General features: G+C 62.3%; 27 protein-coding genes. 12 read left to right on the top strand and 15 right to left on the bottom strand.

What is annotated here, in order from left to right; all coding sequences use genetic code 11:
- Positions 1-33 precede the first annotated feature (33 nt).
- Positions 34-630 carry a hypothetical protein gene (locus tag FJ954_RS30090; protein ID WP_140665543.1) on the bottom strand — a complete coding sequence of 199 codons (597 nt, stop codon included), beginning with the start codon at positions 628-630 and terminating at the stop codon, positions 34-36.
- Between the two features lie 133 nt (positions 631-763).
- On the opposite strand from FJ954_RS30090, the gene cysE reads away from it, so the two are divergent.
- Together cysE and FJ954_RS30080 are read left to right on the top strand one after the other, a co-directional pair.
- A complete protein-coding gene (cysE, locus tag FJ954_RS30085; RefSeq protein WP_140665540.1) occupies positions 764-1,612 on the top strand; it encodes a serine O-acetyltransferase in 849 nt (282 codons plus the stop codon).
- A gap of 138 nt (positions 1,613-1,750) precedes the next feature.
- On the top strand, positions 1,751-1,954 hold the full coding sequence (locus tag FJ954_RS30080) for a DUF3126 family protein (RefSeq protein ID WP_006200852.1): 204 nt from the start codon (positions 1,751-1,753) through the stop codon (positions 1,952-1,954).
- Between the two features lie 52 nt (positions 1,955-2,006).
- Here FJ954_RS30080 and FJ954_RS30075 read toward each other — a convergent pair whose 3' ends face one another.
- Positions 2,007-2,738 (bottom strand): hypothetical protein, encoded by a 732-nt coding sequence (locus FJ954_RS30075; RefSeq protein ID WP_140665537.1) that lies wholly within the window; start codon positions 2,736-2,738, stop codon positions 2,007-2,009.
- Between the two features lie 130 nt (positions 2,739-2,868).
- Here FJ954_RS30075 and FJ954_RS30070 point away from each other — a divergent pair, with 130 nt between their 5' ends.
- Together FJ954_RS30070 and FJ954_RS30065 are read left to right on the top strand one after the other, a co-directional pair.
- Positions 2,869-3,204 carry a hypothetical protein gene (locus FJ954_RS30070; protein WP_140665533.1) on the top strand — a complete coding sequence of 112 codons (336 nt, stop codon included), beginning with the start codon at positions 2,869-2,871 and terminating at the stop codon, positions 3,202-3,204.
- Between the two features lie 19 nt (positions 3,205-3,223).
- Positions 3,224-3,751: a gamma carbonic anhydrase family protein gene (locus tag FJ954_RS30065; protein WP_140665530.1), complete on the top strand. Its 528-nt coding sequence runs from the start codon at positions 3,224-3,226 to the stop codon at positions 3,749-3,751.
- Positions 3,752-3,787: 36 nt separating this feature from the next.
- On the opposite strand, the gene FJ954_RS30060 is transcribed toward FJ954_RS30065, so the two are convergent.
- The 4 genes from FJ954_RS30060 to FJ954_RS30045 all read right to left on the bottom strand — a co-directional run bounded on the left by FJ954_RS30060 (position 3,788) and on the right by FJ954_RS30045 (position 6,832).
- On the bottom strand, positions 3,788-4,351 hold the full coding sequence (locus FJ954_RS30060; protein WP_140665527.1) for an ankyrin repeat domain-containing protein: 564 nt from the start codon (positions 4,349-4,351) through the stop codon (positions 3,788-3,790).
- A gap of 219 nt (positions 4,352-4,570) precedes the next feature.
- A complete protein-coding gene (locus tag FJ954_RS30055; protein WP_140665524.1) occupies positions 4,571-5,179 on the bottom strand; it encodes a transglutaminase-like cysteine peptidase in 609 nt (202 codons plus the stop codon).
- A gap of 283 nt (positions 5,180-5,462) precedes the next feature.
- Complete coding sequence (locus FJ954_RS30050) at positions 5,463-6,080, bottom strand: PilZ domain-containing protein (RefSeq protein WP_015318053.1); 618 nt, start codon at positions 6,078-6,080, stop codon at positions 5,463-5,465.
- Between the two features lie 119 nt (positions 6,081-6,199).
- Positions 6,200-6,832, bottom strand: coding sequence for a PAS domain-containing protein (locus FJ954_RS30045; protein WP_140665522.1), 633 nt, complete (start codon positions 6,830-6,832; stop codon positions 6,200-6,202).
- A 430-nt stretch (positions 6,833-7,262) separates the two neighbouring features.
- Here FJ954_RS30045 and FJ954_RS30040 point away from each other — a divergent pair, with 430 nt between their 5' ends.
- Entirely contained in the window at positions 7,263-8,018 is a 756-nt protein-coding gene (locus tag FJ954_RS30040) for a rhomboid family intramembrane serine protease (protein WP_140665519.1), read from the top strand.
- 87 nt (positions 8,019-8,105) lie between these two features.
- Entirely contained in the window at positions 8,106-8,537 is a 432-nt protein-coding gene (locus FJ954_RS30035; protein ID WP_015318050.1) for a CBS domain-containing protein, read from the top strand.
- A 41-nt stretch (positions 8,538-8,578) separates the two neighbouring features.
- On the opposite strand, the gene FJ954_RS30030 is transcribed toward FJ954_RS30035, so the two are convergent.
- Entirely contained in the window at positions 8,579-8,836 is a 258-nt protein-coding gene (locus FJ954_RS30030; RefSeq protein WP_140665570.1) for a YjhX family toxin, read from the bottom strand.
- A 269-nt stretch (positions 8,837-9,105) separates the two neighbouring features.
- Here FJ954_RS30030 and gatB point away from each other — a divergent pair, with 269 nt between their 5' ends.
- From gatB to FJ954_RS30015, 3 genes are all read left to right on the top strand, one after another.
- Positions 9,106-10,605: an Asp-tRNA(Asn)/Glu-tRNA(Gln) amidotransferase subunit GatB gene (gene gatB / locus FJ954_RS30025; RefSeq protein ID WP_140665516.1), complete on the top strand. Its 1,500-nt coding sequence runs from the start codon at positions 9,106-9,108 to the stop codon at positions 10,603-10,605.
- Positions 10,606-10,609: 4 nt separating this feature from the next.
- On the top strand, positions 10,610-11,104 hold the full coding sequence (locus FJ954_RS30020) for a GNAT family N-acetyltransferase (protein ID WP_140665513.1): 495 nt from the start codon (positions 10,610-10,612) through the stop codon (positions 11,102-11,104).
- 148 nt (positions 11,105-11,252) lie between these two features.
- Positions 11,253-11,951, top strand: a complete 699-nt coding sequence (locus FJ954_RS30015; protein WP_015318046.1) for an AIM24 family protein — start codon at positions 11,253-11,255, stop codon at positions 11,949-11,951.
- A gap of 134 nt (positions 11,952-12,085) precedes the next feature.
- Here FJ954_RS30015 and panC read toward each other — a convergent pair whose 3' ends face one another.
- Both panC and panB read right to left on the bottom strand, forming a co-directional pair.
- Positions 12,086-12,937, bottom strand: coding sequence for a pantoate--beta-alanine ligase (gene panC, locus FJ954_RS30010; RefSeq protein ID WP_015318045.1), 852 nt, complete (start codon positions 12,935-12,937; stop codon positions 12,086-12,088).
- Positions 12,934-13,776 (bottom strand): 3-methyl-2-oxobutanoate hydroxymethyltransferase, encoded by an 843-nt coding sequence (gene panB, locus FJ954_RS30005; RefSeq protein WP_015318044.1) that lies wholly within the window; start codon positions 13,774-13,776, stop codon positions 12,934-12,936. Before panB ends, panC begins: the two co-directional genes overlap by 4 nt.
- 229 nt (positions 13,777-14,005) lie before the next feature.
- Here panB and FJ954_RS30000 point away from each other — a divergent pair, with 229 nt between their 5' ends.
- From FJ954_RS30000 to FJ954_RS29990, 3 genes are all read left to right on the top strand, one after another.
- The gene (locus tag FJ954_RS30000; RefSeq protein ID WP_015318043.1) at positions 14,006-14,404 is read left to right on the top strand and encodes an NADH:ubiquinone oxidoreductase subunit NDUFA12; all 399 of its coding nucleotides are present in this window, start codon (positions 14,006-14,008) and stop codon (positions 14,402-14,404) included.
- Between the two features lie 138 nt (positions 14,405-14,542).
- Positions 14,543-15,139, top strand: a complete 597-nt coding sequence (locus FJ954_RS29995; protein WP_140665510.1) for a DUF2155 domain-containing protein — start codon at positions 14,543-14,545, stop codon at positions 15,137-15,139.
- A gap of 63 nt (positions 15,140-15,202) precedes the next feature.
- Positions 15,203-15,586 carry a hypothetical protein gene (locus FJ954_RS29990; protein ID WP_140616926.1) on the top strand — a complete coding sequence of 128 codons (384 nt, stop codon included), beginning with the start codon at positions 15,203-15,205 and terminating at the stop codon, positions 15,584-15,586.
- A 9-nt stretch (positions 15,587-15,595) separates the two neighbouring features.
- Here FJ954_RS29990 and aat read toward each other — a convergent pair whose 3' ends face one another.
- The 6 genes from aat to FJ954_RS29960 form a co-directional block, all read right to left on the bottom strand.
- A complete protein-coding gene (gene aat, locus FJ954_RS29985; RefSeq protein WP_140616925.1) occupies positions 15,596-16,213 on the bottom strand; it encodes a leucyl/phenylalanyl-tRNA--protein transferase in 618 nt (205 codons plus the stop codon).
- 26 nt (positions 16,214-16,239) lie between these two features.
- Positions 16,240-17,583: an acetyl-CoA carboxylase biotin carboxylase subunit gene (accC, locus tag FJ954_RS29980; RefSeq protein WP_015318039.1), complete on the bottom strand. Its 1,344-nt coding sequence runs from the start codon at positions 17,581-17,583 to the stop codon at positions 16,240-16,242.
- Between the two features lie 10 nt (positions 17,584-17,593).
- Positions 17,594-18,046: an acetyl-CoA carboxylase biotin carboxyl carrier protein gene (gene accB / locus FJ954_RS29975; protein WP_015318038.1), complete on the bottom strand. Its 453-nt coding sequence runs from the start codon at positions 18,044-18,046 to the stop codon at positions 17,594-17,596.
- Positions 18,047-18,072: 26 nt separating this feature from the next.
- Entirely contained in the window at positions 18,073-18,507 is a 435-nt protein-coding gene (gene aroQ / locus FJ954_RS29970; RefSeq protein WP_015318037.1) for a type II 3-dehydroquinate dehydratase, read from the bottom strand.
- 145 nt (positions 18,508-18,652) lie between these two features.
- Entirely contained in the window at positions 18,653-19,489 is an 837-nt protein-coding gene (locus FJ954_RS29965) for a DsbA family protein (protein WP_015318036.1), read from the bottom strand.
- Positions 19,490-19,558: 69 nt separating this feature from the next.
- The gene (locus FJ954_RS29960) at positions 19,559-20,953 is read right to left on the bottom strand and encodes a M48 family metalloprotease (RefSeq protein ID WP_140665507.1); all 1,395 of its coding nucleotides are present in this window, start codon (positions 20,951-20,953) and stop codon (positions 19,559-19,561) included.
- Positions 20,954-21,028 lie beyond the last annotated feature (75 nt).

Raw genomic sequence — 21,028 nt, 5'->3', positions numbered from 1 at the left:
GGACGAGCATCTCGGGTCGCGAAATGATCTAAATCAGGTCAAGGCCTGCAGCGACCGCGCCATGTTCCGCCTTGCCTGCGGCTCGAACCGCTGCCGGAACTCCTGCGTGTGAAAAATATGCGGGCGGGCAAGGAAGCTTTTCAGCACCGCGCCGCGGCCGGCACGCCACATCGGCTCTTCCACCCAGCCATATTCGTGGCGAACCGCGCGTTCATAGGCGTCGAATGCATCCGGCGCGGCACCCAGGATCGAAAGATCCATGTCGAGGAACAAGCTGGCGTCGCGCGTCGCCGCAACGTCGTCGAACAGCGGCAACTGGTGCGTGGCGGTGGCGAGTATCATTGCGCTGACGCGGCTCAGGCGCCCGGCATCGATGCGGCCGGCGAGCTTTTGCTCGGCAAGGGCGGCACTTTGCGCTTCGTTGTCCTTGGCCCTGCTGTCATACACGGCGTCATGGAACCAGATCGCCGCTTCGACGGCCTCGGGGTCGTCCAGAAGCGTTCGATAGTCATCGGCCAGCTCCAGCATCGCTTCGATATGGGTGAGGTTGTGATAGTGGCGATCGCCGGCCTTGTAGAGGACCGAAAGCTCGGTTTTCAGGGCATCGTCGATCAAGGGTTCGTTTTCCATGGCTGCTTGAATTCCCGCGAACCAAATCCATTTGACACAGCACTAAGGAAAATTGAGTTCAATCATGCTATGAACTGGCTTATATGTGCGGCCAGATGGCAGGCAGACTAGCAGGACGCAGGACGAGACGTCGATGAACAGCATCAGCATTTCCCGCCAAAGCGCGTTGCAGCCGGTCGATCCGATCTGGCGTTCGATCCGCGACGAAGCGATGGAAGCGGTCAACCGCGACCCCTTGCTGGCCGCGTTCCTCTATTCCACGATCCTTAACCAGGAGAGTCTGGAAGAGGCTGTCATCCATAGGATCGCGGAGCGGCTTGCTCATCAGGATATCGGCTCCGATCTCATCCGCCAAACCTTCAAGTCGATGCTCGCCGACGACAAGGACTGGCCGACCACGGTGCGCGTCGACATACAGGCTTACTATGACCGCGACCCGGCTTGCGACCGGTTCATCATGCCGGTGCTCTATTTCAAGGGCTTTCATGCCATCCAGACCCACCGGCTGGCGCATTGGCTGTGGAACCACGGCCGCAAGGATTTCGCGCTTTACCTGCAGAGCCGTTCGTCCGCGGTCTTCCAGACCGACATCAATCCGGCCGCGCGCATCGGCAAGGGCATCTTCATCGATCACGCCACCGGCCTCGTCGTCGGCGAGACGGCGATTATCGAGGACGACGTTTCGATCCTGCATGGCGTGACGCTGGGCGGCACCGGCAAGGCCGGCGGCGACCGCCATCCCAAGATCCGCCACGGCGTGCTGATTGGCGCCGGCGCCAAGATTCTCGGTAACATCGAGATCGGCCATTGCTCAAAGATTGCCGCCGGATCGGTGGTGCTGTCGCCTGTGCCGCACAACAAGACGGTAGCCGGCGTGCCGGCCCGCGTGGTTGGCGAGACCGGCTGCGACCAGCCTTCGCGCCAGATGGACCAGCTTCTGCCGTCGCAGAAGATGGACCACGTCATCAGTTTCGATATCTGATTTGCCGGCAGTTGCCCGGATGATTGCCCGGCAGCGCTGCCGCTTCCGGTGCAATAAGGCCGGCTTGCCTTTACATCGCCATTGTCGACGTGCCAGAAGCGCCGTTCAAACGAGCAAGCCGATGATCGGAGAAGACTGTTGAAGCCGGACGAAATCAGAAAGCTGGACGCCTATTTCAAGCGCGTCTTCCAGAACCCCAAGCTTGAGGTCAAGGCACGGCCGCGCAAGGAAGATTCGGCCGAGGTCTATGTCGGTGACGAATTCCTCGGCATCGTCTTCAAGGACGAGGACGACGGCGACTACAATTTCTCGATGGCGATCCTGGACATCGACCTGGCCTGAGCCCGCAATGCCACGGCAGGCCGCATCGAGCGCGGCCGGCCTCTTCTGCCTGTCAATGTCCGGTCTTTAGGATTCGCCCCGCCTTGGCCGTGATTGCCGCGTCTAGCGTCTGCCAATCGTCAAGGAATTCCCTTGGGAAGCGATAGGTAAGGCTGAGATCGTTCCCGACATGGATGTCCCGCTCGCAAGGGGCCAGCGATTCGCCGGCGCTCGGCCCGCTGAGGCAGCGGGCCACGAAAGGGTCGGTGCCCGCGCGCTTGCCGACGACCAGCACCTCGTTCAGGTATCCTGATTTCTCATTGAACCCGTAGACCGTCGTGCCGCCGGGGCCTGGAATGCCGGGCTGGACGATGAGCGCGCTGTAGATCGGTCCGAACCGGCCGCTCATGTCGCGCGACATCATCTGCTGCTCGAAGGACAGGAAAATGACGTTGCTGTTGGCTCCGGCGTGATTGAAATCATCGCGCGACGCCTCGCTGTAGCCGTCCATCTGGGGATAGCGCATATAAAGGTCGAGGCGCGTGGCGACGCCGTCGCGCCGGGCCTGCTCGAACCGGATGAAATTGGCCGGCACGGTGATGACGTTGTTGCCGATCACCACTTCGCGCACGGTCGCGTCGTCGGTATAGCCGGCCATGGCAATGGAACGGCCGAACCATTTGCCGCCAAGGCTGATGGCTATCGACAGCAAGGCCAGAGCCGCGAACGCGTAGAACACCCGCTTCATCAGCATGGAATCGACCACGGTCAGTTTCGGGCCGTCGGCGATCGCTGCCTGCTTCATCTCGGTCCTCGTTCCACCGCCAAACGGCCATCCGCGGTCCAAGTGTCCCTTGACGGCACACTTCGCACGGCACGGCCCTTGCAGACTTCCTGAAACGACTGTGCGATTTCGTGGTAAATGGAGGGTTAATGTGGCCCAGATGGAACTCTTGCTGTTCGCTTTTGTCGTCGGTTTGACGGTTTGCGGTCTGGCGGGCTCGACAATGGAGCTGGTATCGGGTCGCAAGGTCGCCTTCACCGAACCCTATGTATCGCCTGCCCATGTGCTGCGCTCGCTGGCTGTGACCGCGGGCGCCGGGCCGTTCATGCTGGTCAACGATGCGCTTGACGCGAGGCGCGCGAACCGCATCTCGACAGTGGCGCTCCTGTCATGCGGCTGCACCGCTATTGCCTGGTCGCTGGCGCTGGGCATCGTCGTACTGGCCATTGCTTCCTGGGCTGTCGGTCTCCTAGGGTTTCCAGGCTGAGGCGAATCGGAGACCGACAATGCCGCTTTATGCGATCGATGGAACGGAGCCGAGCTTCGCCGACGCGGACTCGAACTGGATCGCGCCCGATGCGACGCTGATCGGCGACATCAGGATCGGCCGCAATGCCGGCTTCTGGTTCGGCGCCGTCATCAGGGGTGACAACGAGCCCATCGTCATCGGCGCCGACACCAATGTGCAGGAACATACCGTCATGCACACCGATCCCGGCTTTCCGCTGACCGTCGGCGAGGGCTGTACGATCGGCCATCGCGCCATGCTGCATGGCTGCACGATTGGTGACAACAGCCTGATCGGCATGGGCGCCATCGTGCTCAACGGCGCCAGGATCGGCAAGAATTCACTCGTCGGCGCCGGCGCTCTGGTCACCGAAGGCAAGGAATTTCCGGACAATTCGCTGATCGTCGGCTCGCCCGCCAAGGCGATCCGGGTGCTGGACGACGCGGCGGTCGAGCGGCTGCGGGCCTCGGCCGCGCACTACGTCGCCAACGCCAGGCGCTTCAAGGTCGGGTTGAATAAGGTCTGAGGTCTCGGCCGGCATGCCGTCGGCCATCGGCGCCTATCAATCCCGGTTGCCGGTTGCGCGCTCCGCAAGGGCTGCCCGCAGCAGCGACGCGCCCACCTCGAACCCTGCAATCTCTGCTTCTTCCAGCGCTGTCGTATAGTGGTCGATGCGAGTCCTCAAAGAGGGATCCGCGCCGGCGGCAAGAAGCAGGCGGATCGCCTCGGCGTCTCGCATGGCCACGGCGTAATGGAGCGGCGTCCAGTCGTTGACACCTCGCATGTTCGCACCGGCGCCGTGACCGATGAGGATGCGGATGATGTCGAGCTTGTCCGCGCGCTCGGTGGACAGCGCCGCGATGATCGATGGAAATCCGGCATGATCGTCGTAGTTTGGGCTCGACCCGGCGTCGAGCAGCGCCGCGACGAAGGCAGGCGGGCTCCAGTAGATCGCGTATTCGAGCGGATAGCCAAGGCCGAGCTCAAACGGCATGCGCTCGTCAAACCAGCGGGGCGAATGGCCCAGGGCGGTGCCGAGAGCCTCGAAGTCGCCAGCCTTGAAGGCATCGTCGATCGCCTTGAACAGACGATGGCGTCCGCATAGATTTTCCGGAATTTCCTGCATGGCAGCGGTCCAGAAGGCGGAGTTGCCGACTGATAATATCTCGATCTTCCGCCTGTGGAATTTATATCACAGTGTGCTGATGTCTTCCCAGAAATGGCGGAGCCGGCCCGGGGACGGGGCCGGCTCCTTTGACCCGGTCGTTGGGGACGGGGAGGGTGGGGACTCGACCGGGTTTCTCGTTAAGCGCGTCGTGCAACGCGCCTGATCTCATTGGCGTTCTCAGCGGACGCTGGCGACCGCGTCGGAACGGCCGTCGTTGATCGTCACCCAAACGCCGGAATTCTCCGTCGATTGACGCTTGAGATAGGTGTAGTCGGTGTCCGTCCAGGACAGCACCTTGGTTTCAAGATTGTCGAGGATGAACTCGCCGAGGCTGGTGCGCACGGTCAGCACCGCGTGGCCGTCACCATTCGGCTGGCGCGCGACCGTCATCAAGAGGTCGCCGGCCGGCATGCCCGCATCCATCAACTCGCGGCGCTTTTCCAGCGCGTAGTCCTCGCAATCGCCATAGCCATTGTCCGGGTAGGCCCAGTATTCCTCGGCACCGTAGTTTTCCATGTCGGTGCGCGGCTTGATCCGGGTGTTGACCGAATTGTTGATGCTGACGATCGTCGCCCAGAGCTTGCGGCTCAGGTCGCCAGGCGCCCCCTTGGCGGTCTTCTCGTTGCATTCGCCGGGGATGCGTTGGCAGAATTCATAGTGGCCAACAGGCTGCGTCGTGCGTCCGCCGGTATGCATATAGGCCGGTCCCGCGGCATATGCTGATCCCCAGGCGGAAAGCTGCATCGCCATTGCCATCAGCAACAGCTTGCCCCTCGTTTTTTTCATTGTTCAGTCTCCCCGTTCGAAGGAGACAGTGCCACATCTGGATTTATTCGACGCAAAGGCCCGAAGTAGATTTTAAGTAAAACGTCTATAGAATAAACATAAAATTTGAATCATTTTAGTATTGAATTGGTTGGATTGCTGCGCTGGGTTTTCGGCAAATTCGGCCTCGCGCGGACCATTTCCGACTATGGCGACCTGCCATCCAAGACCTATCGATCGCCGCACCCCGAAATCGAAAAAGCCGGCCGCGAGGCCGGCTTGACGGGCATGCTTTGCGGCCCGATCAGGCGCGCGGCGTGTTGAATTCGGAATCGAGCGTTTCGGGGCGCTGGATGACGGCGAATTCGATGGCGACGCCATCTTCGAAATGCCGGACGATCTGACCCCGCATCGTGCCGAGCATGACCTGGACGCCGATCGCCGGTTTCACGTCGATCTCGATCGCGGCGCCCGACAGCGACAGATCGATGATCCGGCACTGATACTGACGGCCGTCGGTGAGCTGCAGCACGCTCGTCGGGTTGCGGGGCGAGACGCGCTCGTGGCGGCGGTCTTCCGGCAGGTCGAGTTCGTGCTTGTTGGCAAGCCATGTCAACTGCGCGGCGAGTTTGTCCTTCTTGCGGTCGGACGCGATCACCGTCATTGCGAAGCCATCCGGCAGCGTGCGTGTCAGCACACCCTCGATGCGGCCGATATGGTCGATATAGGCGATGACTTTCTCGCCGGGCATGCCGATGCGGTCGGTGCGAAGCGCCACGTTGCCGGGCGACATGTCCACGACCTGGCATGGGTGCTCGGTGCGGTCCTCCAGCATGAATCGTCCGTAGATCTTGACCCGGACTCGCTGAAAGTTACGCCTTTCAGCTTGGGACGGCGCGTAGTCGACCGCCGCTGACCTCATGACTGCCTACACCCCGTTTGGCATTCCCGCGCGTGGATGCGAGGAACTTCAGCAGAGAACTACAACAAATCGGGTTAACAAAGGGGAAAAACGAGCCTGCAAGACCATGCGATCGTCAACTATTCGTCCCGCCCGCCGTCGAAAACGACGAGATGGCGGATGCGGCGGGCACGGCCGAGCGCGGAGATCGTTTCAGGCGCCTCGATCTCGTCGGGAACGAGCGAGGGAACGTTGATCGCCGGACGGCTGTTCAGCAGTTCCTTCTCCGGGTCGATGACGCGGATGGAATCGATCAAGGCGTCGGTGATCGGATCCGCGCCCAGCCAGAACGGCTTCTCCACGGCGCTGATCACGCCGAGGCAGCGCGGATTTTCGATGCCGCCGTCGAGCGGCAAGGCGAGCAATTCGAACTTGTTGGAGCGGCCGTTGCGGCTGAAGCCCTCAAAAATGATCAGCACGACCGATTTCTGTTCGAAAACCCCGTGAATAAGCCGCGAAACCAGCCTCTGATCCTTCTCCCGCCACAGCGACGGGAAGGAGAATCCCTTGAGTTCGCGGCCGTAGGAGGCGCAGAGCCTGGTGCCGGCCAGGCGAAATACAGGCTGCCCACGCGTGTCCTTTTCGAGGATGAACGTATCGGCCAGCAGCGACTTGATATCGGCCGGCTCGACTTCCGATCGCTTCGGAGCGGGGCGTCCGTCACGCAGGCGGTTCCAATAGTGGAACAGCGTGATCGATCCGTTTTTGTTCATACTACAAAGCTCCGCGCATTCTGTCGTCTGATGTCCCATCGGTGAACAGAAGGGCGCCCTCCGATGACCTACATGCGTTGGGGAGCAGGAAGCGTGCCAGCGTCGTTAACACTTGTTCACGGGTCGGGGCTGTTAAGGTTAACAACTGGTTTACGTTGCGCCCTGGGTCGCCGCGTGGCACACCAAAACCACTCCAGAAGCGGTCGTTTCGCGACGATCGGCAGCACTTCAGTCAAGAGTTTTAGGGGAGCAGGGGCTCGACCGGCCGTTCAGGGGAAACCTTGGACGGCTTCTTTTTTGATTCGCCCCTTTGATTCGGAGCGGGACGATTCGCCGTTTGCGGTTCCATCGGCGGTGATCTAGATGCTCGCCAGACCGAACCAGCCCAGTCGAACCAGCCCAGTCGAACCAGCATCGAGTGCGATTGCAGATGAGCGAACAGCAAAATCCGTCCGAGCCCGAACCGGCCGAGACCATGCCGCCACCGGTGCGTGAGCCGGTGTTCAATCTGCCGCCGATCGTGCTGGCGGTGATCGGCATCTGCGCGGTCGTCTACCTGCTGCAGCAATATGCGCTGAACGACGCCCAGCAGATGACGCTGCTCTATGACGGAGCTTTCATTCCGGTCCTCTATACCGGCCGGTACGGGTTCGACTGGTTTCTCTTCACTCGGCCTTTCACCTATGCCTTCATGCATGGCGGCTTTGCCCATATCGCTATCAACATGGTCTGGCTTGCCGCCTTCGGCTCGCCGCTGGCCAATCGGCTCGGCGCGCTTCGGTTCGCGTTGTTCTTTGCCGCCACCGGGTTGGCTTCGGTGGCGCTCTTCTGGGCGATGCATCCGTACGGAGAAGCGCCGCTGGTCGGCGCATCGGGCGCCATATCGGGCATGATGGGGGCTGCGGCGCGCTTTGGCTTCCGCACCGACCGCTCGGCCGGCAAGGCTGCTTTCGCCGGCCCGGTGCTGCCGGTCGGGGTCGTGCTGCGCTCGCGCGGCGTCGTCATCTTCCTGGCCATGTGGATGATCATCAATCTGGCCACCGGCCTTCTCGGCTTCGCGCCCGGCGTGGATGGCCAGGTCGCCTGGGAGGCCCATATCGGCGGCTTTGTCGCGGGCTTCTTCGGCCTGCGCTGGTTCGACGGGATATGGCAAGCGCCCGAATGGGAGACCTCCGACCGGGCTTGAAATGCAACCGATCACGGCGCACGATGTTCACTCTTATGTGAAAGCCGGTCAGGGCAGGAACCGGTTGGCAAAGTAGAGGAGGACGCCATGACGGTTAAGGCCATTCTCGAGCAAAAAGGCCATGACGTGTTGACGCTCGGGCCGAACGAAAAACTGAGCGAAGCCATCCGCATCCTTGCCGAGCACAGGATCGGCGCGCTGGTCATCACCAATGGCGATCGCAAGATCGTCGGCATCCTTTCGGAGCGCGACATCGTGCGCGTGGTAGCCAGGGAAGGCGGTGCCGCCCTCGATATAGCAGTGCGTTCGGCGATGACGCCGAAGGTGAAGATCTGCAACGAAAACCACACCGTCAACGAGGTGATGGAGATCATGACCAGGGGCCGCTTCCGCCATCTCCCGGTGGAAAAGGACGGCCTGCTCGATGGCATCGTATCCATCGGCGACGTGGTCAAGCGCCGCATCGAGGACGTCGAGCGCGAGGCCGAGGAAATCCGGGCCTACATCGCCACCGCCTGAGCGGTCGGCAACCGCCGGCCGGGTGCCGGCCGGCACCAAGGCTACCTGTTGTCGAGTTCGGAGCGAACGAGTTCGAGCCCGCGCCTCGTGATGCGGTAGGGCCCGCCGCCGGACGACGAAACCGCCTTCTTGCGTTTCAATTTTCGAAACAGGTCGGGATCGACGCCGGGGTAATGCCAGCCGTCGCGGGTCAGGCATTTGACCGAGGCGATCCGTTTCTTGTCGTTCTTTTCGATTTCAATGCGTCCACCCTGCGCGAGCAGGTGCAGGATGCGCTGTTCAATGCGCGAAATATCCATGTGAAGAGTTCCCGGAAAACGAAAAATACCGCCGCCGCGAAGCTTCGCGGCACGGGGTTTCAGGTTTTCTGCCCTGCCTCGCTACGAGGTCAGGGCCTCACCGGGACTGCGCGTAAGTGGACATCCACTCTCCATTGAGACGAACGGCATATAGGCGAAAGCGGTCGAAGAGGCCAGCCCACGGCTTTGCGCCCACGGCTTTGCGCTTGTCTCTTTTGGCGGTTTGCACTAGCGAAGTTGCATTAATGCACTTCAGTCCGTAGGCCACAATGAGCATCATCGACACCCGCACACCCGACGCAAAACGCCTGATATCCGGCGCCACCGGCGACTGGGAGATCATCATCGGCCTTGAGGTGCACGCACAGGTCATCTCGGAAGCAAAGTTGTTCTCCGGCGCTTCGACCGCTTTCGGTGCCGCGCCCAATGCCAATGTCAGCCTTGTCGATGCGGCAATGCCAGGCATGCTGCCCGTCATCAACGAGGAATGCGTCAAGCAGGCGATCCGCACCGGCCTGGGGTTGAAAGCGGCGATCAACCACAAGTCGGTCTTCGACCGGAAGAATTATTTCTATCCGGACCTGCCGCAGGGCTACCAGATCTCGCAGTTCAAGCAGCCGATCGTCGGCGAGGGCACGGTCATCGTCTCGGTCGGCCCCGACCGCCAGGGCGAGTTCGAGGACATCGAGGTTGGCATCGAGCGCCTGCACCTGGAGCAGGATGCCGGCAAGTCGATCCACGACCAGCACCCGACCATGTCTTATGTCGACCTCAACCGCTCCGGCGTGGCGCTGATGGAGATCGTGTCGAAACCCGACATGCGCTCCGGCGATGAGGCCAAGGCCTATGTGACCAAGCTGCGGACCATCATGCGCTATCTCGGCACCTGCGACGGCAACATGGACGAAGGCTCGTTGCGCGCCGACGTCAATGTCTCGGTACGCCGGCCAGGTGGCGAATTCGGCACCCGCTGCGAAATCAAGAACATGAACTCGATCCGCTTCATCGGCCAGGCCATCGACTACGAGGCGCGCCGGCAGATCGCCATCATCGAGGACGGCGGCAAGATCGACCAGGAAACGCGGCTGTTCGACGCCGTCAAGGGCGAGACGCGCTCGATGCGCTCCAAGGAAGAGGCGCACGACTATCGCTACTTCCCCGATCCCGACCTTCTGCCGCTGGAATTCGACCAGGCCTATGTCGATAGGCTGGCCAAGGAATTGCCGGAACTGCCCGATGACAAGAAGCTGCGGCTGATCTCCTCGCTCGGCCTCTCGACCTACGACGCCGCGATCCTGGTATCGGAAAAGCCGGTCGCCGATTATTTCGAGAAGGTGGCGGCCGGTCGCGACGGCAAGCTCGCCGCCAACTGGGTCATCAACGATCTGCTGGGTGCTCTCAACAAGGCCGGCAAGGACATTGAATCCGCTCCGGTTTCGCCAGACCAGCTTGGCGCTGTCATCGATCTGATCAAGGAAGGCACCATCTCCGGCAAGATCGCCAAGGACCTGTTCGAGATCGTCTGGAACGAGGGTGGGGATCCGCGCCAGCTGGTGGAAAGCCGTGGCATGAAGCAGGTCACCGATACCGGGGCCATCGAGAAGGCGGTCGACGAGGTGATCGCGGCCAATCCCGACAAGGTCGAGCAGGCTCGCGCCAAGCCCACCATGGCCGGCTGGTTCGTCGGCCAGGTGATGAAGGCGACTGGCGGCAAGGCCAATCCGCAGGCCGTCAACGACCTCGTCAAGGCCAAGCTGGGCATCGAGTAAAAGCATGTTCGTTCGCACCGCCGGGGATCGCGACCTCGCAGCCGTCCGGGCGTTGCTGGTCGAGACCTGGCATGCGACGTATGACGCCATCTATGTCGCTGAGCGGGTCACTGAAATCACCAATGAATGGCACTCCATCGCCTCGTTGAAGGCCAGGCTGGCAAAGCCGAACAGCGAGTTCCTCGTTGCCGATGACGGCAAGCGCATTGGCGGCATGGCGTTTGCCGAAGCCATCGATGGCGGCGGCGTGGTCATGCTCAGGCAGATCTACGTGCTTCCCTCGCTGCAGGGCCGCGGTATCGGCGGCATGCTCCTCGACGAGATCATCGAGAGTTTTCCGGAAGCTCACCGCATTCGGCTCGAAGTGGAAGAGAAGAACACCCGCGCCGTTGCCTTTTATCAGGCCAACGGCTTCGTCCAGATCGGCCGCACCGAGAATTGCGGCTCCGCCAGCTCTGCCATCCCGGCGCTGATCTATGAACGGGTACTTGCCGCCTGAGCACCGTGGCGGCGTGATCACCTTCGCGCGAGCGCGCGTCGCGGGATCTGTTTTCGTTTGACGGCCCTGGTGTCCGGCACCAAAGCTGCCTAGGCCGACCCGTGTGAAGCCGGAATAAACCGACACAACGATGGCTTTGGGGGGAACCATGCCAAGTCTGCCGGAACTGATGCCGACCGAGGTGTCGGATGAAACCTTTGGTGGCGTCACCTATCACATAGCGGGCGAACTGGTGCCCGTGCTTTCCGTCGATGTGACGCGGATGCCTGTCTATTTCGAGCACCACATCCTGCTGTGGAAGAATTCCACAATCACCATCGGCCTGAAATCGCTGAAGGGCGCGCTGAAGCGCATGATGGCCGGCATGCAGATCTTCGTCACCGAGGCGTCGGGGGCGGGCATCATCGCCTTCAGCCGTGATGGGCCGGGTCACATCGTGCCGATTCACCTGCGGCGAGGCGAGGAGATCCAGGTCCGCGAGCACCAGTTTCTAGCCGCCACCAGCAATGTCGACTACACGTTCGAGCGTGTACGCGGCCTGGCGACGATGCTGTTCGGCCAGAGCGGCTTCTTCATCGACCGGTTTCGCGGCGATACCGGTGACGGCATCGTCTGGCTGCACGGCTATGGCAACGTTTTTGAAAAGACGCTCGCTCCGGGCGAGATCATAGACATCGAGCCCGGCGGCTGGCTGTTCAAGGATGCCTCGGTCAGGATGGAGACCAAGATCGACCGGCTGTCGAGCGGCTTCTTCGGTGCCAACTTGAATTTCATCGTCAACCGCTTCACCGGGCCGGGCAGGGTCGGCATCCAGTCGATGTACCTGCATATGCCGACCGAGGAATAGGCTGGGAGCCAGAAGCCAGACGGATGAAAGTCTGGCCAGCGCGAACGCGGCGGTGACTTATCAGCGGATCGGCTCCCCGTGCCATGGCATCGGCAGGGCGAGCCTTCGACCTTGATTGAGAATGCCAACGCCGATCAGGCGGCGGGAACTTCCACATTGTCGATCAGCCTGGTTTTTCCCAGCCAGGCGGCGGCGAGAACGCGGCCCGCGCGGTCGCGCCGCCATGGCGTGAGTGTCAGGCTTTCGCGGGCCTCGACATAATCCACCTTCTGGAAGCCGGTCGCGACCAAGACGCGGCTTGCTTCGGCGATCGTTTCCTCCTGTCCTGCGCCCGCCGCCAGCGCAGCAGCTGCCTTGCGCAGAATGACGTTGAATTGGCGAGCGATCTGGAGGTCGGCTTCATCGAGATAGGCGTTGCGTGACGACATGGCGAGGCCATGCGCGTCGCGTATGGTCGGCGCGCCGATGATCTCGACGGGCAGGTCGAGGTCGCGGCAAAGCTGCCTGACGACGCAAAGCTGCTGGTAATCCTTTTCGCCAAAGATGGCGAAGTCGGGTGCAGCCTGCAGGAGAAGCTTGGCCACCACTGTGGCGACGCCGTCGAAAAAGGTGGGGCGAAAGTCCGTTTCGAGCCCGGCTGACGGGCCGCCTACCGAGATCTTCGTGGCAAAGCCTGCGCGATACATCTCGCTGACACCGGGCGTGAAGGCAAGGTCGGCTTTGACCGCGGCCAGCATGTCGAGGTCGCGGGCCAACTGGCGCGGGTACTTGTCGAGATCCTCGGTCGGTGCGAACTGCGTCGGGTTGACGAAGATCGACACCACGCAACGATCAGCCCTTTCGAGAGCGATCTTGACCAGAGAAAGATGCCCGTCATGCAAGGCGCCCATGGTCGGCACCATGGCGATGCGTTGTCCGTCGCGACGCCAGTCGCGGATTCGCGCGCGAAGCGCGGCAACGCTGTCGACGACATGGGGCTGGCTCACGCGTCATCCCCGCCGTTGGTTTTTGAAAAGACGTGGGCGGGCCCGGGGAAAACGCGATCCCGCACCTCCGATGCGTAGCGCTCCGCGGCATGCGTGATCACGCTGCGCAGGTCGGCGTATTGCTTGACGAATTTCGGCACGCGGTCGACCGTCAGCCCGACCATGTCGTCGACGACCAGGATCTGGCCGTCGCAATCGTCGCTGGCGCCGATGCCGATGGTTGGAATGGCTATGCGGCGGGTGATGTCGGCGGCGACCGTCTCGATCGTGCCTTCGATGACCACCGAGAACGCGCCGGCCTTCTCGACCGCCAGCGCGTCGGCGATCAGGGCGGCTACAGTCTCGTCCGTGCGGCCCTTGATCTTGTAGCCGCCATCCTTTTTCACCGATTGAGGCTGCAGGCCGATATGGCCCATGACCGGGATATCGGCGGCCACGATCGCGGCAATCTGACGAGCCATGTCGACGCCGCCTTCGAGCTTCACCGCCTGGCAGCCGGTCTCGCCGACGATGCGCCGTGCCGAGGCCAGGGCTTGCACGGCGGACCCCTCATAGCTGCCGGCCGGCATGTCGACGACCACGCAGGCCCGGGCCGAGCCCCTCATCACGGCTTGGCCGTGCGCGATCATCATCTCCAGCGAGGCGCCCAGCGTCGTCTCGTGGCCATGCACGACCATGGCGACGCTGTCGCCGACCAGGAGCAGGTCGACATGGGGATCGAGCAGGCGGGCGATCGGATAGGTGTAGGCGGTGAGGCAGACGATCGGTGTGCCGCCCTTGCGGCGGCGAATCAGGTCGGCGCCGACGCGAATATCGGTGGTCGGCAATTGCGTGGCCAATCGTCGCCTCCTTCGGCCCCAGCGGGACAGGATTTTCGCATGGGCGCGCAGAGCTTTAGAAAGAGCGGCAAGGCTTGGCAAGCGCGCATCCGGTCACCCCCGGGGGATCACAGGCTGGTGTCGGGTCCCTGGCGCGCCATTTGCGCGCTCCTCGTGGCAAAACCCTTGCCTTCCCGAAGGCCTGACGCCATAAGCAGGAAACGGGCGCCGCCAGCGCGAGGGTTCTGAGATGAAGACTTTCCTGACGCAGTTTTTCACCTGGTGGAACAGCCAGACGCTGGGAACGCGCCTGCACACATGGCGCTACGGCAAGAGGGTCGGCCAGGACGAGGCCGGCAATGTCTATTACGAAGGCGGTATCGATTCGGAAGGCCGCACGCGTCGCTGGGTCATCTACCGCAACTATTCGGAAGCTTCGGCCATTCCGCCGGGCTGGCACGGCTGGATTCACCATCGTGTCGATATCGCTCCCCCCAGCGATGACTACCGGCCGCGCGACTGGCAAAAGCCGCATTTACCCAATCTGACCGGCACGCCATCGGCCTATCGTCCGAAGGGCTCGGTGCTGACCAATCAACACCGCCCGCAGGTCACCGGCGACTACGACGCCTGGACGCCGGGCTCGTAACGGCGCGAGTTGCAAAGGTAAGGTGCAGGCCGGTCCTTTATCGCCACAATTGGTGTTTAGCTGCTTGCTGATCAGAAAACGGCGACTAGCCTTGGCGATCGACGGAATCACCTGGGCGCGAACCACCGGTACCCCTGCATGAGCTTTTTCAACCCGATATCGACGGGCGGCCTGACGTTAGCAGCCAGCCTCGCCGTCAGCACCATCGCCTTTGCGGCTTCACCCGCGCCCGCCGCCCCGGCGCCGGCGGCGCCCGCGGGATCGGATCGCATCACCAACCCGGTCGCCGAGTTCGCCGGCATCGACAAGATCACCGGCCGCATCATCACCTTCGATGTCTATATCGACGAGACGGTGCAGTTCGGCGCCCTGCAGGTAACGCCGCGCGTCTGCTATTCCCGGCCGCAGAACGAACAGCCGAAAACCGATTCTTTCGTCGAGGTCGACGAGATCACGCTCGACCGCAAGATCCGCCGTATCTTCACCGGTTGGATGTTTGCGGAAAGTCCGGGGCTCAACGCCGTCGAACATGCCGTCTATGACGTCTGGCTGAAGGAATGCAAGCAGAAGTCGGATGTGCCGGCGCCCGATGCTGGCAAGAGTGGCTCGACCAAGGCCGATGGGGCGAAAGCCGACGCGTCGAAGCCAGCCGCGACCAAGCCAAAGCCCCCGGTCGCTCCCGACGCGGCACAGCCCGACGACGCCGTGGAACCGGCTACGACGGACACCAACTGATCTCTTGGAACCGCCATGGCTGGCGCGCGTTGGACCACCACCACGCGCGTTGAGGATACGCCAATGTCGGACAGCAAGCGGATCATGGCCAACAAGGCCGAGTTGCTGGAGCTCGAAAAGGGGTTCTGGACGGGCGACACTGCCTACTATGCTGCCAATGTCGACACCGAATGCCTTGTGGCGTTTCCACAGATGGCACAGGCCATGGACAATGCCGATCTGGCCAAGACCGCAGCCAAACCCAACCGCTGGCGCGACCTCGACATCGAACTCAAGGGAATAATCGAACCCGGCAGCGATATCGTCATGCTGACCTATGAAGCGCATGCGACGCGCGAAAATGGCGAGCCCTATGCGGCGCTGGTCAGCACCGGCTACGTCCATCGCGTCAATGGCTGGAAGATGATGTTCCATGCGCAGACGCCGATCGAGGCGTCGCCCAAGTAGGGCCTGATCCTACGGAAAAAAGACCGCTTCGCCTTTTAGCGCGTCTGCCAGCATCTTTTCGTATTTGCCGCGCGGCACGTCGACCGCGCCGAAACGCTTGAGGTGCTCTGTCGTGAACTGCGTATCCAGCAGCGCGAAGCCGCGTGCCTTCAGGCGCTCGACGAGATGCACTAGGCAGGTCTTCGACGCGTCCGTCTCTTTGGAAAACATGCTTTCGCCGAAGAACACCCGCCCGAGCGAGACGCCATAGAGGCCGCCGACCATACGCCCCTCGCGCCAGGCCTCGACCGAGTGGCAATGACCCATGCGGTGCAGTTGCACATAGGCTTCGCGGATCGGCGCATTGATCCAGGTAGAGCGGCGCTCCTCACGCTTTTCGGCGCAGCCATCGATCGTCGCCTCGAAATCGAAATCGAAACGGATTTCGAACAGGTGCCTGCGGATCGTCTTCTTCAGGCTTTTGGGGGTGTGAAAATCATCGAGCGGGATGATGCCGCGCGTCTCCGGCCGCACCCAGAAGACTTCTGGGTCACCAGCACTTTCGGCCATGGGGAAGACGCCCGAGGCGTATGCCTTGAGCAGAAGGTCGGTTGGGATGCGATAGCCTGGCGCGTAGGGACGGGTCATCGCGTCATTATAGCGGCAAGTTGAGGCTATTCGCCCTTGGCCAGATATTTTTCCAGCCAGTGGATGTCGTAGTCGCCATTGGCGATGTCGGCATTGCCGACGAGATCGCGAAACAGTGGCAACGTCGTCTTGATCCCGTCGACGACGAATTCGTCGAGTGCCCGCCGCAGCCGCATCATGCATTCGACGCGGTTGCGGCCATGCACGATCAGCTTGCCGATCAGGCTGTCATAGTAGGGTGGGATCTTGTAGCCCGAATAGACGCCGGAATCGACGCGGATGCCGAGGCCGCCCGGCGTGTGAAAATGCGTGATCGTGCCGGGCGAGGGGGTGAAAGTGCGGGGATCCTCGGCGTTGATACGGCATTCGATGGCGTGGCCGTTGAACTTGATGTCTTCCTGCTTGACCGAAAGGCCGCCGCCGGACGCGACGCGGATCTGCTCGTGGACCAGATCGATGCCGGTGATCGCTTCCGTCACCGGATGCTCGACCTGCAGGCGCGTGTTCATCTCTATGAAATAGAACTCGCCGTTCTCGTACAGGAACTCGATGGTGCCGGCGCCCGAATAGCCGAGATCGGCGATCGCCTTGGCGCAGATACCGCCGATGCGGGACCGCTCCTCGGCGTTGAGCGCCGGCGAATTGGCCTCTTCCCAGACTTTCTGGTGGCGCCGCTGCAGCGAGCAGTCGCGCTCGCCGAAATGCACGCCGCCGCCGAAGCCGTCGCCAAACACCTGCACCTCGATGTGGCGCGGTTTCTCCAGGTATTTCTCGATGTAGACCGCGTCGTCGCCGAAGGCCGCGCCCGCTTCCGAGCGTGCCGTCTGCAGTGCGATTTCGAGGTCTGCCTCCGTATGCGCTACTTTCATGCCGCGTCCGCCGCCGCCGGCCGACGCCTTGATGATGACGGGATAGCCAATCTCGGCGGCGATGCGCCTGGCTTCTTTTTCCTCGGTCACCGCACCGTCGGAACCGGGCACAACCGGAATGCCGAGGCGTTTTGCCGTGCGCTTGGCCTCGATCTTGTCGCCCATGATGCGGATGTGGTCGCCGGACGGGCCGATGAAGGTGATGTTGTGCGCCGCCAAAATGTCGGCGAACTTGGCGTTCTCCGACAGGAAGCCATAGCCCGGATGCACGGCGTCGGCGCCGGTGATCTCACAGGCCGCGACGATCTGGTGGATGTTGAGATAGCTGTCGCGCGACGGCGGCGGACCGATGCACACGCTTTCGTCGGCGAGCCTGACATGCATGGCGTCAGCGTCGGCGGTCGAATGCACCACCACCGTCTGGATGCCAAGCTCCTTGCAGGCGCGCAGCACCCGGAGCGCGATTTCGCCGCGATTGGCGATGAGGATCTTCTGGAACATCAGGTCCGCTCTACTCGATCACGACGAGCGGCATGCCGTATTCCACCGGCGTCGCGTCCTCGAACAGGATCGCCGTCACCGTGCCCGCGCGCGGCGAGGGGATCTGGTTCATCGTCTTCATCGCCTCGATGATCAGCAGCGTCTGGCCTTCCTTGATCTTCTGGCCGACCTCGATGAACGGCTTTGCGTCCGGCGACGGCGCCAGATAGGCGGTGCCGACCATGGGCGAGGTCACCGCGTTTTTCGACACGTCGACCGCCGCCGGGGCGGCCGCGGGCTGGGTTGCCGTTGGTGCATAGGTGGGCTGCGGGGCCGCAATCGCGTGAACGGCGGGCGCCTGCCGCGACACCCGTACCTTCAGGTCGCCGAGTTCCACCTCGATCTCTGTCAGGTTGGTGTCGTTCAGTATGCCCGCCAGATCGCGGATCAGTTGCTGGTCAACACCGGTCTTCTTTATCGACATTTTCGAGCCTTCTGTTTGTTGGCCGGTCATAGGCGTGCGGCGAGCGCTTGCAGCGCCAGCGTGTAGCCGAGCGGCCCAAAGCCACAGATCATGCCGACAGCGACCGGCGCGACCATGGAGACGTGGCGGAACGGTTCCCGCGCGTGAATGTTGGAAAGGTGAACTTCGGCAACCGGCAATGGCGCGATCGAACGGATGGCGTCGTGGATTGCGATCGAGGTATGGCTATAGGCGCCTGGGTTGATGACGATGCCGGCGGCTTTGTCGCCGGCCTCCTGGATCCAGTCGACGAGATCGCCCTCATGGTTCGACTGACGGAAATCGATCTCGATCCCAAGCGACGCACCTGCCTGCTTGCAGTCGTCAGCGATGGCGGCAAGCGTCTTGCCGCCATAGATGCCCGGCTCGCGCTTGCCGAGTGCGTTGAGATTGGGACCGTTCAGGACAAAAACCGTTTTCAAAAAAACCGACCTTTTCCGGCGCCGGCATCAAGCCGGCGCGCTGGGCCTCTATACCGGGCATAGTCGCCCGCGGAAAGAGCGCAAGTGCGTTCTTTCACTGTCCACAACAGGCCGAAATGCGCCCGTGAAGAAAACCGCTTGCCGCTCAAAGCGCGGCTTTCGCCGCCTCGATCTTTTCGGCAAGCACTTCCTGCCCGAGCGCCCCGAACACGACCTCGTTGCCGACGACGTAGGACGGGGTTCCGGTGATCTGCAGTTTGTTGGCAAGATCGTAAGTTTTGGTGAAGGCCTCGGTGATCGATGGGTCCTTCATCTTCTCGTGCAATGTCGCCTCGTCGGCGCCGAGCGAAAGCGCGATCTTGATCGCGGTTGCCTCGGTGGCGCGCCCCTGGCCGCCGAGCAGCGCATTGTGGAACTCGCCGTATTTCTCCGGCATCATCAGGTGAAACGCCATCGAGACGACGCTCGCCTTCTGCGAATCCGGACCGAGGATCGGGAATTCCTTGAGCACGAAACGCAGGTCCGGATCGGACTTGGTAAGCGCCCGCATGTCCTCGATGGCGCGTTTGCAGAAGCCGCAATTGTAGTCATAGAATTCGACGATCGTGACCTTGCCGTTCGGGTTGCCGACGACGCCGTCGAAGGTGGAATTGAAGATCTGGTCCTTGGCGTTCTTGATGACGCCCAGTGCCGCGAGCCGCTGTTCCTCCTTCTGCTTGGCCTCGAGCGCGTCCTGCACTTCCAGCAGCACTTCCGGATTCTTCAGGAGATAGTCGCGGATGATTCCCTCGACCTCGGTGCGGTCGATTTTGGTATCGGCTGCCGTCTGGACAGGCTGAGCCGTCTGGACAGGCTGAGCCGTCTGGACAGCCTGTGCCGTTCCGGCCTTCGCAACCTGCGGACTGCCGGCCACAAAACCGAAAGCCAGCATGGCAAGGGCGACCGCAACCCCCGTGGTGCCCAGCAGCAGTGCCTTTTTCATCGTTGTCGTTCCTTCTGCCTGTTTTCCGGTCTGGCTGTGTCGCAGCACGCGGCCGGAAGGTTCATGAGATTACTGGCTCTTGCCTGACGATTTGTAGTTTATGATGTCCTGGGCGCGTATCCAGCGCGGCTCGCCGCGCTTCATCTGCTGTTGCGCCCGCATGGCGAAGATCTTGGCATCCTTGTAGTTGCCGGAATAGAAATGGCCTTCGGCGGTGGCAAGCTCCGCGCCCGGTATGTCTCCCAGCTCCCCGTAAGCCTGCGCCAGATAACGATATCCGGTGGAGTTTTCCTTGTCGCGGCCCAGGCCATTGTTGATCTGCACGACAGCTTTCTTCAGCGAGTCTGGCGTGCCGACCGCCATCAGCGCCTGGCCAAGCGAGACAGGCAGCAGGCCGGACCGTGCCGGGTCGAGGCTGACCGCTTTGGAATAAGCGTCGGCAGCATCCGCGGGCTTGTTGGCTTTCATCAGAATATCGCCGAGCAGCTCCTGGAAGTAGGCATTCTTGGGCTGCGCCTTGATCAGGGCGTTGGTCTTGGTGAGCGCCGCGGCGATGTTGCCGTAGAGATAGGCCGACTGGGCATCGCCATACAGCGCCGCCATGCTGCCCCGCATCTTTTGCATCAGCCGCGTCGCGGCGGCCTGGCCTTCCATGTAGACGGCAATCTTCACCCGCATCATGTCGTGGCGCTGCTGCAGTGCCGGCGCGTCGATCTTGTCGACATTGGGGCTCTGTTTGACCAGCACCTCGAGGTTGGCGATGCGGTCCTGCGGCATCGGGTGGCTGATCCGGTAGGGATCGACCTGCGCGCCCGACAGCGACAGCGCGGTCTGGAAGCGGTGGAAGGTCTTCAGCATGCCCATGCCGGACTGGCCGGTGGCATTGAGATAGGTGATGGCCGAGCGGTCGGCCGTGATTTCCTCGGTGCGCTGGTAAGCGAGGATGCTGCGCTGCGCCATCTCGCCGCCGCCGGCCGCCACACCCATGCCGGCGCCGGCAAGGCTGCGGCTGTTCGTGGTCGCACCGGCAACGATCGCGCCGGCACCGAGCAAGGTGGCGATGATGGCCATGGTCTTGGCGCGTTCGAGCTGGTCGCGCAGCTTCTGCTGGTGGCCGCCGGCGATATGCCCGGCTTCGTGTGCGATGACGCCGATGATTTCGTTCGGCGTCTCAGCCGTCATCAACGCGCCGGTGTTGATGAACAACCGGCGCCCGGTGACGAAGGCGTTGAAGCTGGAATCGTTGACCAGCACGATGTCGATGCCGTCATTCGCCAGCCCGGCGGCCCTGAAGATCGGCCGTGCATAATCGCGCACCAGGGCTTCGATCTCGGCGTCGCGGACCACTGGCACGCCTTGGGCGAAGGCGGTCTGCGAACCGGCAACCGCAACCGCGGCGGCAAGCGAAACCGTCGCGAAGACACGCGCTGCCCGGGCAATCGTCGATCTGGGTCGGCTCAACATAATGTGTCCACTGGTAGACGAGCGGGCGAAAGATGAAAAGTCGGCGCCTGAAAAACTTCCTCAACTTGTGATCCT

The sequence above is a fragment of the Mesorhizobium sp. B2-3-15 genome (assembly GCF_006442875.1).
GTDB lineage: Bacteria > Pseudomonadota > Alphaproteobacteria > Rhizobiales > Rhizobiaceae > Mesorhizobium > Mesorhizobium australicum.
This window is presented reverse-complemented; position numbering and strand designations above follow the sequence as displayed.